The organism is Streptomyces diacarni, assembly GCF_003323715.1.
In the GTDB taxonomy this organism is placed as follows: domain Bacteria; phylum Actinomycetota; class Actinomycetes; order Streptomycetales; family Streptomycetaceae; genus Streptomyces; species Streptomyces diacarni.
The window spans coordinates 30,470-43,825 of the sequence record NZ_QOIN01000026.1; the positions used below are offsets into that span (position 1 = coordinate 30,470).

Sequence of the window (13,356 nt, forward strand, 5' to 3'; positions counted from 1 at the left end):
CTGCCGCGTCCAGCGGTGTCCCCCACATGCACCCCGTGCACATCCCACCAGTGCCCCTGCACTCAGTGCAGCCAGCCCGCACACGTGAGGAGCGTTCCGATGCAGCAGGAGCCCACCACCCGCAGACGCGTCATCGCTGCCGCGGCGGGCGTCGCGGCGGCAGTCGGTGCCACGGCCCCCTCGGCATCGGCGGCGTCGACGACTGCCTCGTCGGCCGCGAGCCTCGCAGGCCACTCGGGAGCCGCCGGATCCTCGCCGCACGGATCGTCGTCCGCCGTCCGCGCCCGCGCGGCGGCCCTGCTGCGCCGCATGAGCCTCGAGGAGAAGATCGGGCAGCTGTTCGTCGTCGAGATCTACGGGCAGAGGGCGGAGACCGAGCACGCCAGGAACCGCGAACTCTACGGAGTCTCGACCCCCGCAGAGGTGATCGAGAAGTACCGTCCGGGCGGCGTCATCTACTTCGACGCGCGTCGGGGCCCGGACAACGTCCGTGAGCCGCGCCAGATCGCGCGGCTGTCCAACGGGCTGCAGCGGGCGGCCGTGCGGGGCGGCGCCCGCGTACCCCTCCTGGTCTCCATCGACCAGGAGGGAGGCAGCGTCGTCTACCGGATGCTGGAGCCCGCCACCCAGCTCCCCGGCAACATGGCGCTGGCCGCGACCCGGTCCACGCGTGACGCCTACGACAGCGCCGACATCATCGCCGACGAACTCGCCGCCGTCGGCATCAACCAGAACTACGCGCCGGTCGCGGATGTCAACATCAACCCGGAGAACCCGGTCATCGGCGTGCGCTCGTTCGGCTCGGACACGGATCTGTGCGTCGAGTTCGTCTCCACGGCCGTCCGTGGATACCACCACGGTGGTGTCGCCAGCGCGGCCAAGCACTTCCCCGGCCACGGGGACACCGATGTCGACAGCCACACGGGGCTTCCGGAGATCACACACACGCGCGAAGAGCTGGACCGCATCGATCTGCCACCGTTCCGGGCCGCCATCAGGCACGGAGTCGACACGATCATGACGGCCCACATCGTCGTCCCCTCACTCGACCCCTCCCGGGTTCCGGCGACCATGTCGCAGCCGATCGTGACCGGACTGCTGCGCGAGGAACTGGGGTTCGACGGGCTCATCGCCACGGACGCCCTCGACATGGGCGGTGCCACCGCCGACTTCCCTCCCGACGTCGCCCCCGTGCGGGCCCTCCAGGCCGGCTGCGACCAGCTGGTCCTCGCCCCTCAGCTCGACACCGCCTTCGGCGCCGTACGCGCCGCCGTACGGTCGGGCAAGGTCAGTGAAGAACGACTGGACGCGTCGGTGCGGCGGATTGTGGAGCACAAGTTGCGCCGCCGCCTGTTCCCGCTGCCGTACGTGAGCGAACGACGCGCCGCGCGGACAGTCGGCAGCAGAGGGCACAGGGCGCGGGCGCGCGAGATCACCGAACGGTCGATCACCCTGCTCCGCAACGAGAGCGGCGCCCTTCCCCTGCCCAGCTCCTCCAGCACGGTCCTGGTCGCCGGCTGGGGCACCTCTCCCCTCGCCGATCTCGCCCGCGCGATCGGCACCCGGCGCGGCCAGCGGACAACCACCCTGGAGACCGGGACCGCACCGAACTCCGCCACGATCGCCCAGGCCACGGAGGCCGCGCGCACCCACGACGTCACCGTCGTACTCGCCAACGCGGCCGCAGCGGGCAAGGAGGGCGGGGCCGCCCAGGCGAAGCTGATCGAGTCCCTCGTCACCACAGGGAGACGCGTCATCGTCGCCGGCGTGCGCCTCCCCTACGACATCCGCCGCTTCCCCGGCATCCCCGCCTACCTGGCGACCTACTCCTACACCGCCCCCTCCATGACGGCCCTGGCCCGCGTCCTCTACGGCGAGACCCGCCCCCACGGCAAGCTCCCCGTCACCATCCCCCACCTCGACTCCCCCGACCGCCCCCTCTACCCCTTCGGCCACGGCCTCCACTACTGACCCGGGCCACCCACGCCGAACGACGTTGCCGACGCCGCTCCCCCATCCGCTAGGCTAGGCGCCGCGGATCACCACTCCGCACGCCTCCGTAGCTCAGGGGATAGAGCACCGCTCTCCTAAAGCGGGTGTCGCAGGTTCGAATCCTGCCGGGGGCACACGGGAAAGGGCCGGTTCAGCGGAGCGTTTCGCTGGGCCGGCCCTTTGTGCGGTCGGCGTCGCAGCGGGGTCCCTCCCGGTGGGCGGCTGCGAGCGCTCCTCTCCGGGGGCGTCCCCTACACGGCTGGTGGATCCGCGAGGCCCGGCTGCGCTCGGCAGGTGGTGGTTGTGCTGGTCACGCGTGAGGGAGCACCGTTCGGCCGGGCGGATCTCGATTTACGGTCGGTTTGGTTTAGCGCACAACCGTGCCGCGGTCACGCTGGTCTTGCTTGCACGATCTGCGCCCAGCGCAGGAACAACAGCACAGGGAGACGCACAGTGCGAGTCGCTGCCATACGCCGTACCGTCCTGACCGCTTCCGCGGTCTCCGTCGCGCTTTTGGTCACCGGATGCGGTGGCGACGCAGAGAGCGGTGGGGGCAAGGAGGCGCGCGGCGACGCGGGGGCCAAGAAGCCGGTGGCGAAGGCGCTCACGGCCGGCGAGTTGGAGAAGCGCGTCGTCGCCGAGGGCGATGTCAAAGACCACGAGGTCAAAAAACCGGGCAAGAAAGACGTGTTCGAGCCCGGCTCCGTCTCTGCCGAGAGGGCCGAGTGCAAGCCCGTCGCCCAGGTGTTGTCGGCCCTGCCGGCTGGTGAGCCGACGGCACGTGTCCAGCGACTCGTGGTCCATGAGGCCGATACCGCCAAGAAGGACCTGCCCTCCACGGACGAGATGGCGGACATGAAGGAGGGCGAGGCGGAGGAGGCGATGCTCGACTCACTCGACATCACCAAGACGCTGACCTCCCTGTGGTCCTACGACGCCGACGGCGCCGAGCAGGCCCTTGCGACGCTGCGGAAGGCAGGTAAGAAGTGCGCCGGGGGCTTCGCCATGACGGCCGACGGAGACAAGCAGCAGGTCACCAAGATCAGCGTGGAAAAGCTCTCCGCGGGTGAGGACGCCGTGGCGTGGACCGTGGGGACGAAGCAGGACGGTACCGCTGCCGACACCAAGGTCGTCGTCTTCCGGCAGGGCACCACTCTGGCAGGGTTCTCGTCCTTCAACATCGCGGCGATCACCCGGGGTGAGGCGTTCGAGCAGCCGACCGCCGTCATCGAAGCGCAGGAGGCCAAGCTGGGCTGACGCGTTCGCCCGGTGCGTGCACCCGCGTGGGCAGGGACCCGGCGGGTGCGCGCATCGGCTCGAGTGCGGAACTGGCGCTTTCTCGGTGTCCGGTGACTTCTTCGGCGCTCCTCGGGTCGTGGGCGGTCGTGCGCGAAGGGGGTTACGACTGGTCGTCGTGCTCCTGGGTGAGGTTCCCGGGCAGGGGGAGGGCTGCCGCGAGATGGCGTGCTCCTTCGGGCGTGAGAACGAGAGCTCTGGGGCGGCGGCCCGGGGTCAGCCACCGTTGGGTGAGGAGCGCTGTGAGAAGGGCAGCTCCCAGGCGGCCCGCCAGATGGTGACGCTGCTCCGTCCAGTCCAGACAGAACCGCAGCAAGGGACGTCGAGTGGGGCAGGACGGGGTGGCCGTTTCCGAGAGATCGACGCCCAGACAGGCGAACACCTCCTTGGCGGTGGTTCCCAGTTCGTAGGGGTGGGCGGGGAGCGGGGCGGAGAGAGGGTCGTGGGGACGGCGGTGGGTGTCGGGGATGGCGTCGGCGGGGTGCAGGGCGTCGGCCGCGACCAGTGCTGCGGTCACCTGGACGCCCAGGTCTCCCGCGAGGTGGTCGTAGCAGGTCCGTGCCCGGCGCAGCGCTGTTGCGCGGGGGTGAGCGCGCAGGGAGCGGGCCGGGCGGGGCAAGGCGAGCGCTGTGAGAGCTTCCAGCGCTGTGGCGACCTCCGGGCCGGTGAGGCGGTAGTAGCGGTGCCTGCCCGACTTCTCCACCGTCACCAGGCCCCCTTCGCGCAGTTTCGCCAGGTGCGCGCTCGCCGTCTGCGCGGAGACGCCCGCCTCGTCGGCCAGTACGGAGGCAGGGAGCGACCTGCCGTCCGCCAGGGCCATCAGGGCTCGGGCACGGGCCGGGTCGGCGAACAGGGCCGCCGCGGTGGCCGGATCCGCCTCACCGCGGGGCGCGGATTCGGGCGTACGGATGCCGCAGTGGGTGGCGCGGACGCCACTGCTGCGGGTGGGTGGGGACGCGGGAGTGTCGCCGCAGGGCGACGGCGTGGACGGGGCGTCGTCACAACGGTGCGTGGCGAGTTCGTCTTCCGGGGAGCGCGTGCAGGGCTTCCCTTCCGGCGGTGGAGTCGGAGGGCGCGTAGGCACGGTGGGGCGCCGCGGTGGGGGGTGGTTGTTGGCCGTCGTCATGGAGCGGGTGTGAGGTGAGGACACTTCGGGCTGGATGGAAGTGTCCGGCGGTCAGGGTGCGGTCGGGGAGGACGGTGCGTCTGCCAGGCGGTGCTCAGGAGGGCTCTCCCCCGGTGGACCGGTCCCGGTGGGTTCTCGGCGTGATGTGTGCCGGAATGTCCCTGGCGTGGCTCGACGTGGCTGTCGTCGATGCGGCGGGGCTCTTCACGGGCGCTGTGGTCGCGGTCGCGGTGGGCGCGGTGTCCGCGTGCCGTTCGGGGCTCGTCAGTGGGGCCGGCAACGCGGCCCGGCAGACGGGAACCGCCCTCGGCGTCGCCGCCTTCGGCACTGCCGCCGGGTCCCCGTGTGCAGCGGAGGCGTTCACGGCCGGGATGCTCCGTCTCGGGCTGCGGGGAGCGGCTTGGGGGTGCGTCGTACTCGCCGTGACGACGGTGGCTGTTTCGCGTCGTGGCTGACGCACGCGCGGGTCCCGGCGTGCGGCGGAGCGGAAACCGCACGTGCGTTTCGTTCGGCCGGGGTAACGGCCGTGGGAGCGGGGTCGGGGCCGGCCTCATCCCGCGCCCCGTGCGCGCGTGCTCTCCCGGGGGCCGAGGTTGTGGAGGATCGTCGAGTGCAGGGCCGCGTGGAGGGCGGCGGCGGGGGTCAGGGACGCCGCTGGGGTGCAGGGGACAGCCCAGTGGGGGCCCGGAGGGTGCAGGCGGCTGCTGGGCGGTACGGTCACCCAGCTCGCGGTCCCGAGGACTTGGACGGCGGCGAACTCGTTGAAGGACCAGTCGCGGGCGGTGTCCGGCTCGATGAGCCAGTAGAGCCTGCTGCCGTAGGGGTCACGGATGACGGCTCCGGAGGAGGGGCCGAGCCGTGCCAGTACGCCCTCTCCCAGGTAGGAGGGGACCCTTACGGCGTCCCACCACTCCCCCGCGGGTAACAGCACGGCATCCAGGCCCTTCGGCAGCGGCCACCATACGGTCACGGCTTCTCCTGTGCGTCCTGCGCGTCCAGTGCGTCGTGTACGTCCTGTGCGTCGTGCGCAACGCGCGCTCGTCGCGCGCCGACGGCACTCGGAGTACGGCTAGGCGCCCGAGGGCGCCGAACCGTGGCTCCGCCGACCCTCGAGGCGCCGACAGTCGTCACTCCGGCAGCGCCCCTCGGTGTCGTGACGGGATCAGCCTGCCGCGAGGATGACGGAAGAAATGTCACCGATGAGTGACACTTTGATCGCGCACCGTAGTCATCTCGCCCTGAGTTCCGCCGCAGGCTTGCCCGATGGCCCCGTCTTCGCGTGTGTGTGTGCTTCACAGGCCCAGCCAGGCGGCCATGTTGTCCAACGAGTCGGGGGTGCGGCGGCGCTGCGCCACCAGCCCGTTGATGGTCTCGCGGGCGCCGGGATGGTAGCGCGTCTGCTCAGGGGCCAGTTTGCGTGCCGTCATGACGGATTCCAGTGCGGCGTCGCAGCGCCCCGTCTCCATCTCGGCGCGGGCGCGGTCGACGTAGAAATGGGCGCGGCGCGACATGGGCCAGCCGTGCGGCAGGTTCACCTGCCGGGACTTCTCCAGCGCCTTCCCGTAGCGCCGCATCTCCACCTGTGCTGAGACCTCGTGCACGGTGACGTTGGCCGGCCCGAAGCTGAGCCAGTGGACCCGCGAGGCCTCGCCGGTGCGCTGCGCGTACGAGGCGGCCTCGCGCAGATGGCCCTCGACGGCGTTCGCGTCGTGCGCGCGGGCCGCGATGACGCTCGCCCCCAGGTGCAGCTGGCCCCGCACGACGAGGGTCTCCCGCGCTTCCCGCTGAGTGCTGTCGGTTTCCGAGAGGGCTCTGTGGCCCGCTTCGATGAGGCGCAGCCCTACTGTGTGCTCGCCCTCACGGAAGTAGGTCAGCGCGCGCATGTACTGGCGTACGGCGGCCAGCCGCGGGTCGGAGCCGCGTTCGGCGGCCCAGCCGAGCCGGTCGAGTGCGATGGTCGCCAGGTCGTAGAAACCGAGCTTGGTGGCGATGTCGTGCGCCGTGCGGTAGGCGGAACCGAGTGTCTGCCAGAGCGCCGCACTAGGCGCCCGGTGGGCGGCGGAGGTGACTTCCGCGATGAAGGCGGGGAGCGCGTTGCCCGCCTTGCTCAGTTGAGTGGCACGCACCATGCGGCACAGGTCGTCCGCACGGGAGGCGAGTTCGGCGGGACGGACGTCGTTTCCGCCGCTCCCGTCGCCGTCTCTGCCCCCATTCCCGTCAGTCCCCGGGGAGTGCACGAACCCGTCTTCGAGGTCGTAGAGGTCCAGGGACTCACGGATGGGCCGGATCAGGGCGGCGAGCCTGTCCTGCTGGAGCTCGGTGACGTAGGGCTGTCCGGTCAGCACGGTGACGTCGATCCGCAGCAGCCGCGCCACCGCCGAGATCAGGTCGGGTGACGCGTTCTTGCGGCCTTCCTCGACCTGTCGTAACAGGCTGTAGGAATAGGGGATCTGGGCGGCCAGACCACGCTGGGTCAGTCCGGCCAGTTTGCGTTGATGGGCGATACGGACGCCCGCGTGTTCTTCCTTCAGCCCGCGCATCCGCGACTCCGTTCGACTTTCCCGATGCCCCGGCACGGTACGCACGGCGGCGTGGTGCACCGGATCGCGACCGGGAGCACCACTCGATCGAGTTCCGTGAAGTTGCGCCGGTGGGACGGGATGTGAGAGAGGCGGACGAGTCGGCGGAAGGGGCGAAGAGGGCGCCAACGGTGCGCTCCGGGAGTTCATGGTGGGATGCCTCCATGGCCTCACGCGTCCTGTACCTGCTCGCCTGCGCCGCGCCTCCCGTCCTGCGGGTCGCCGATGTCGTCCGGGACGCCCGGCGGGCGGGCTGGGACGTGTGCCTGGGCCTCACGCCGACCGCGGCGCACTGGCTCGACGGCCAACTGCCCTCCCTGGAGCACCGTTCCGGCCACCCCGTGCGCTCCCGTTACAAGCTGCCCGGAGGACCCGACGTCTGGCCGCCCGCAACGGTGGCGCTGGTGGCACCCGCAACGTTCAACACCGTCAACCAGTGGGCGCTCGGTCTCACGGACAAGTTCGTCGTCGGTTTCGCCGCCGAGGCGATCGGCAAGGGCATCCCTTTGGTGACGATGCCGTGCGTGAACGCCGCTTACGCCAGGCACCCCCAGTTCGCCCGTTCCCTGGAGGTCCTGCGGGGTGCCGGTGTGCGGGTGCTTTACGGGGAGGGCGGTTTCGTTCCCAATCCTCCGGGCCAGGGCCGTCCCGGCGCGTTCCCGTGGGAGCTCGCCCTGGAGGCCGTGAACCAGGCCGTCGCCGAGACCTGACCCGGCCCCGGCCACGTCGAGCGTTATCGGCGGCCCCGTCGAGCGTTCCCGGCGGCCCCGTCGAGCGTTTCCGGTGGCCGCGTCGAGCGTTATCGGCCGGAGGCTCCACCCTCTGACCGACGAGGGCCGGCCCGACGGCCGCTCCGAGGACCGCTCCTAAGTTCTGTCCTGACCCCTGCCCGAGGGCTGGGCCGGTCCGGTGCGCCTGGCAGATCACCGCTCGGCCCGGTGCGCCGCCGGTCCCCGGCGCGGCAGGCCCCCGCTCCCGCGCAGCCGCCGACCTCCACCCGGCCGAAGCGTGACAGGTGGCCCGCTCCTGCGCGTTCGGCGCACGGAGACCTCTGAGGTCGCGGGAAGACCGCGGAGAGACACGGAAGCGCGGGAAGCGCGGGAAGCGCGGGAAGCGTGGGAAGCGCGGGAAGCGCATGCGTCGCAGCAAGGCCGGAGAACGCGGAAGGCGCGCTCCGGGGACCGAAGGGCCCGGAGCCTCGCCCTGGACCGAGCCGTCACCGCCTCGACCTGGGAAACCTGCGGCACGCCGCGACAGGCGCTACCCTCTTGGACAGACGGCTTGGGCATACGCCCAAGGCGACTGACCTGTGTACGTCACCCGGAAGCGTCCGGTCCGAGCGAACGCCCCGACGCACGGCGCTCACTCGGACCGGGCGGCCGGGCACCGATCCGCTATGCACCCGGCGCACCTCAGCGCCGCGTCAGTGAGGGAGATTCCGTGCCACCACCACCCGTCACCGCCGCCGACCGGGGACGTGAGGTACGGCAGCGACTGCTGCGCGCCGGTGCCGCATTGATCGCGGAGCGGGGCTGGTCGGGCGTCAGCACCCGTGCGGTCGCCGAACGCGCCCAGGTCGGCCCCGGGCTCGTCCACTACCACTTCGCGTCCCTCGGAGCGCTGCTCACCCAGGCCGCCCTCGGCACGATAGAGGCGCTGACCCAGGAGATGACGGCGATGCTGGCGGCTGCCGCCACGCCGGAAGAGGCGCTGGAAGGCGTCCTGGGGGCGCTCGACACGTACCCGGGCACCGATCCGACCTCGCTGCTGTTCATCGAGACGTACCTGGCGGCCACCCGCGACGAGGAACTGATGCGCGGTGTGGCCGCGATCATCTCGACCGCACGCGAGGAGCTGGCCGGACGGCTGGACGACCACGGCGTGCCTCGCCCGCAGGAGACCGCCGCGGTGCTGTTGGCGGCACTCGACGGGCTCATGTTGCACCGCACCGCAGTCCCCGAGCCGGCGTCCGGAGCTGTCTCTCCCGTGCTGCGCCGCCTCCTGACCGATCCGGGCATCGACGCTTCCACGACACCGAGGAGGGCAAACCCGTGAAGGCCGTCATCTGCGGAGCGGGCATCGCCGGGTTGGCGCTCGCCCATCGGCTCGCCGCGCACGGCTGGCGCAGCGAGGTGGTCGAGCGCGCCTCCGGGCCGCGCTCCCAGGGATACATGATCGATTTCTTCGGTCCCGGCTACGAGGCCGCCGAGGCGATGGGGCTGCTGCCGCGCCTGCGCGAGCTGGGCTACACGGTTCACGAGGCCGCCTTCGTGGACGAGAGGGGCCGTCGCCGGGCGGGGCTCGACTACGCGCAGTTCTCCGCGGTCGCGGGCGGCGCGCTGCTGAGCATCATGCGTCCGGACCTCGAACTGGCCCTGCGCGAAAGCCTGCCGGGCGAGGTGACGCTGCGGTACGGCACGAGCGTGACCGGCCTCGACGAGGGGCCGGACGGTGTGCGGGTCACCCTCGACGACGGCACCGTGCGCGAGGCAGATCTGCTGGTGGGTGCGGACGGCATCCATTCCACGGTGCGCTCTCTCGTCTTCGGCCGGGAGGGCAGCGACGAGCAGAGTCTCCGTCACCTCGGTTTCCACACCGCCGCCTTCGTTTTCGACGACCCTCAGGTGCGCGAGCAGGTGGCGGGACGGTTCTGTCTTACGGACACCGTGGGACGTCAGATGGGTTTCTACGCCCTGCGTGGCGGGAAGGTCGCGGCCTTCGCCGTCCACCGGGTCACCGATCCCTCCGCCCCGCTTCCCGACGACACCAGGAGTGCTCTACGGGAGACGTACGGAACGCTCGGCTGGGTGGCGCCCCGGGCGCTGGCGGCCTGCCCGCCCTCCGCGGAGATCTACTACGACCACGTGGCGCAGACCGTACTGCCCCGCTGGAGCACCGGAAGGACGGTGCTGGTCGGTGACGCCTGTTACGCGGTCTCCCTGCTGGCGGGCCAAGGTGCCTCGCTGGGCATCGCCGGCGCCCACGTGCTCGCCACGGCGCTGTCCGAGGCCCGGGGAGACGTCCGCGCGGGCCTGGAGCGGTACGAGCGTCTGTGGCGTCCGGTCGCCGAGGAGAAGCAGCGGGTGGCCCGCCAGGGAGCCCGCTGGTTCCTGCCCGAGAGCGCGGCGTTGCTGCGGGTCCGCCGGGGCGCCATGCGACTGTCGGGGCTGCCGGGCGTGGACCGGCTCATCGCGGCCGCGGTCAGCGGCAAACCCGCGGAACTGGCGTCGCTGACCCAGGCGGGAGCGGACGACCGGCGGAAGGGACGCAACACGTCCGCGCCATCGCGATGAGTTTCCCGTTCGGGCCCGGTCTGCCTTCACGTACACCACACCGGACCAGCGGAGCATGTCCCTGAGGCGCTCGTCCCACAGGCGTGCCCTTTCGGGGAAGCGTCTCCCGCCGAAGGCGAGAAAACGCTCCGCGACAACCGACCGCTCCGTCGCGCACGACCCTGCGGAGCCACCGAGAAGAGGCAGTCATGTCCCGGAAGATCTTCGTCAACCTCCCGGTGAAGGACCTGAACCGCAGCGTCGACTTCTTCACCAAGTGCGGCTTCTCCTTCAACCCCCAGTTCACCGACGAGAACGCCACCTGCATGGTCGTCAGCGACGACATCTTCGTGATGCTCCTCGTCGAACCGTTCTTCCAGTCCTTCTCCAAGCGCGAGATCCCCGACCCGGCGCGGACGAGCGAGGTGCTGGTCTGCCTGTCGGCCGACACCCGCGAGGAGGTGGACGCGCTGGTGGACAGCGCGGTGGCAGCCGGCGGGGACGCGCACGGGGAGCCGCAGGCGGAGGGCCCGATGTACGGGCGTTCTTTCACCGACCCGGACGGGCACATCTGGGAGGCCATGTGGATGGACCCGGCGGCTCTCGAAGGGTGAGCCGCCGGGTGGGGCCGAGGACGTCAGTTCTTCCTGTCCTCGGTTTCCCGCTCGTCGTCCGGGCACGGGGTGCCGCGCGGCAGCTTGTAGGGAGCCGCGATGTGGTAGACGCCGGGCCGGGGGGCGTCCAGCACCGTCCACGTGTCCAGGACCGGCTCGTCCTTGCCCTCCGGCGGCGGACCGCCGAACGTCGGTTCGGCCTCCCGCAGGCAACCGTTGACGTTCTCCTCCTCGCGCGCGGGTGGCGCCACCCGGTCGCCGTCCCCGTCGACGAGACCGAGCCACGGTGAGTACGGCACCCGCACCAGCACCCGTCCGCTCTCCTTGACCCGCACCGTCACGCTCTCCGCGTCGGCGCGCTCGACGGAGGCTGATGAGTCCACCAGCGGCACGGCGTCGTTGACGCGGAAGAGGCGCCAGCTGTCGTCCGACCAGATCTCCTTCAGGTACGGCTGTCCCTCCCCCACCAGCTTGGCTTCGGCGACGCCGCCCGCGATGTCGGGCGGGTCGGCCGGCAGCACGACGTAGTGCACCGCCCAGCGGCGCAGCCACGCGTGGTAACGCTCGGGGCTGAGGTCCTCCTCGTAGAAGAGGGGATTGCGCTCCAGGTCGGCCTGACGGTTCCAGCCGCGCGCGAGATTGACGTACGGCGCCAGGGCCGAAGCCTCCCGGTGACTGTTGACAGGCACGACCTCCACCCGGGCACGGTCCGCGTCGACCTTCTGCAACTGGGCGACCAGCGGCTCCAGCTCCCGCGACCAGTTGGTGTCGGGCGTCGTGTGCAGGACGTCCCAGGTGGGCTTGGCGATCTGCCAGCCCATGGTCACCAGTAGCGCCAGGGCCATCGCCAGGCCCTTGCGCGACTTCCACGGCTGCCAGCCGTGCCCCACCACGAGCGGAACGGCGGCCAGCAGCGCCACCGCGCCGAACAACAGCCCGAGTCGTTCGACGTTGGACCCGACCTGCGAGGGAATCGCCCAGGTCGCAACGATGCCGAGGGTGTAGATGGCGCCGCCGACGCGGACGGCCGTCCACGTCTTGGGCATCAGCAGCGTCACCGCGACAGCGCCGAGGACCGGAAAGATCAACGACACGAACGGCATCGGCTGCACGCCCGTGAACGGGAAGAGCAGCGCGGAGAACGCCACCACCAAGGGCGGCGGAACGGCGATCGCGAACATCGCGGCCGGCCTGCGGGCCAGCAGCAGGGAGGCCGCGACCACTTCGAGGAAGAGGCCCGCCACGGGGCTGGCAGCGGTGGCCAGCGCGGCCAGCACGATGGCGAGTGCGGCCCGCAGATACCGGGCGGGGCGGCTCGCGCGCCCTCCGCGCCAACGCGCGGGCCACGTCCAGACGACCGCGACCGCGCCGAGCCCGAAGAGGACCCCCAGCGCGAAGGTGACCCGGCCGGACGCCGCGTTGCACGCGAACGCGAACGCACCCCACAAAGAGGGCACCAGCGGCTTGGGCACCGTCCGGGCCAGCAGCAGGGACAGCAGTCCGGCCGAGAGCACCCCGGAGACCATGAGAGTCGACCGCACGCCGAGGACGGCCATCAGGTAGGGCGAGATGACGCTGTAGGAGACGGGGTGCAGCCCCCCGTACCAGGCGAGGTTGTACGCGGAGCCCGGGTGCTCGCCCGCGAACTCGGCCCAGGCGTCCTGTGCCGCCAAATCCCCGCCACCGCTGGCGAGGAACCACAGCCACACCAGATGCAGCAGCGCCCCGGCGGCCAGCGCGGCCCCGACGACGAACGCCGGCCTGGCAGACGCCTTCTCCCCGTCGCCCCGCGCCGGCCCACTCCGCACGCGCAGGGCCCACAGACGCAACGCGTGCCGGCGGCCGGCCCCGGCGGCACTTCCGCCGTCGGAGCCGCCGGCGCCGGCGGCACGGTCGGAACCATCGGAGCCGTCCGCCGAGACGCCCTCCGTCCGAGCGCCCTCCCCGGACGCGGCCTCCGTCCGCACACCGTCCCCCGGGACGTCCTCCGTCGGGGCGTTCCCAGCGGGGGCGTCCGCACAGGTCGGTAGGGGCTCCTCGGCTGCGGGGGCTCCGCCGTCGTCCGCGTCTCCGTCGTCGGCGGGAGCCGCCTGACCGGACGGCTGCCCGGCCTGTCCGGGCGACTCTCCCGCACCTTCGGACGACTCTCCGGGACCTCCGGAGGACTCTCCGGCATCGCCGGACGGTTCCCATCGTGGGCGTTGCCCGGGAACGGGTGTGCGAACGGCATCCGCGGCGTCGTCCACGCCCGGATTTCCGGCTATCTCGTCGGCGCCGGTGTCAGGCTCCGACTCCGGCGGCCGCGGTGGGTGCACAGTGGCCACTGCGCTCTCTCCCCCATCCTCCCCGTACGGATGTGCGGCTCAGATCCGCATGACGTTACCGGACGCCGCCCGAGCACTCCCCGTCGCCCCGCGCGCTCCCCGGGCTTTCCCGCCGCGGGGAGCGCGGACACGTTGGTGAGCCGGGCGCACCGG

General features: G+C 71.6%; 10 protein-coding genes and 1 tRNA gene. 7 read left to right on the forward strand and 4 right to left on the reverse strand.

The annotated features are described in order from the left end of the window. Positions 1–99 precede the first annotated feature (99 nt). From DTL70_RS02605 to DTL70_RS02615, 3 genes are all read left to right on the forward strand, one after another. Positions 100–1,971, forward strand: a complete 1,872-nt coding sequence (locus DTL70_RS02605; protein ID WP_114020183.1) for a glycoside hydrolase family 3 protein — start codon at positions 100–102, stop codon at positions 1,969–1,971. An 82-nt stretch (positions 1,972–2,053) separates the two neighbouring features. Next, a tRNA-Arg gene (locus DTL70_RS02610) sits at positions 2,054–2,126 on the forward strand. A 319-nt stretch (positions 2,127–2,445) separates the two neighbouring features. Further along, positions 2,446–3,249 (forward strand): hypothetical protein, encoded by an 804-nt coding sequence (locus DTL70_RS02615; RefSeq protein WP_114020184.1) that lies wholly within the window; start codon positions 2,446–2,448, stop codon positions 3,247–3,249. Positions 3,250–3,391: 142 nt separating this feature from the next. On the opposite strand, the gene DTL70_RS02620 is transcribed toward DTL70_RS02615, so the two are convergent. From DTL70_RS02620 to DTL70_RS02635, 3 genes are all read right to left on the reverse strand, one after another. Further along, on the reverse strand, positions 3,392–4,198 hold the full coding sequence (locus DTL70_RS02620) for a helix-turn-helix domain-containing protein (protein ID WP_281278647.1): 807 nt from the start codon (positions 4,196–4,198) through the stop codon (positions 3,392–3,394). Between the two features lie 766 nt (positions 4,199–4,964). Next, positions 4,965–5,384, reverse strand: coding sequence for a hypothetical protein (locus DTL70_RS02630; RefSeq protein ID WP_114020187.1), 420 nt, complete (start codon positions 5,382–5,384; stop codon positions 4,965–4,967). A 322-nt stretch (positions 5,385–5,706) separates the two neighbouring features. After that, entirely contained in the window at positions 5,707–6,954 is a 1,248-nt protein-coding gene (locus DTL70_RS02635) for a helix-turn-helix domain-containing protein (RefSeq protein ID WP_114020188.1), read from the reverse strand. 203 nt (positions 6,955–7,157) lie between these two features. Here DTL70_RS02635 and DTL70_RS02640 point away from each other — a divergent pair, with 203 nt between their 5' ends. The 4 genes from DTL70_RS02640 (at position 7,158) to DTL70_RS02655 (ending at position 10,879) form a co-directional block, all read left to right on the forward strand. Next, positions 7,158–7,703, forward strand: coding sequence for a flavoprotein (locus DTL70_RS02640; RefSeq protein ID WP_114020189.1), 546 nt, complete (start codon positions 7,158–7,160; stop codon positions 7,701–7,703). Positions 7,704–8,433: 730 nt separating this feature from the next. Continuing rightward, a complete protein-coding gene (locus tag DTL70_RS02645; protein ID WP_114020190.1) occupies positions 8,434–9,048 on the forward strand; it encodes a TetR/AcrR family transcriptional regulator in 615 nt (204 codons plus the stop codon). After that, entirely contained in the window at positions 9,045–10,286 is a 1,242-nt protein-coding gene (locus DTL70_RS02650; RefSeq protein ID WP_114020191.1) for an FAD-dependent monooxygenase, read from the forward strand. Before DTL70_RS02645 ends, DTL70_RS02650 begins: the two co-directional genes overlap by 4 nt. Before the next feature lie 188 nt (positions 10,287–10,474). Next, positions 10,475–10,879, forward strand: coding sequence for a VOC family protein (locus DTL70_RS02655; RefSeq protein WP_114020192.1), 405 nt, complete (start codon positions 10,475–10,477; stop codon positions 10,877–10,879). A gap of 23 nt (positions 10,880–10,902) precedes the next feature. On the opposite strand, the gene DTL70_RS02660 is transcribed toward DTL70_RS02655, so the two are convergent. Then, positions 10,903–12,687 (reverse strand): MFS transporter, encoded by a 1,785-nt coding sequence (locus DTL70_RS02660; RefSeq protein WP_342776439.1) that lies wholly within the window; start codon positions 12,685–12,687, stop codon positions 10,903–10,905. Between the last annotated feature and the right edge of the window lie 669 nt (positions 12,688–13,356).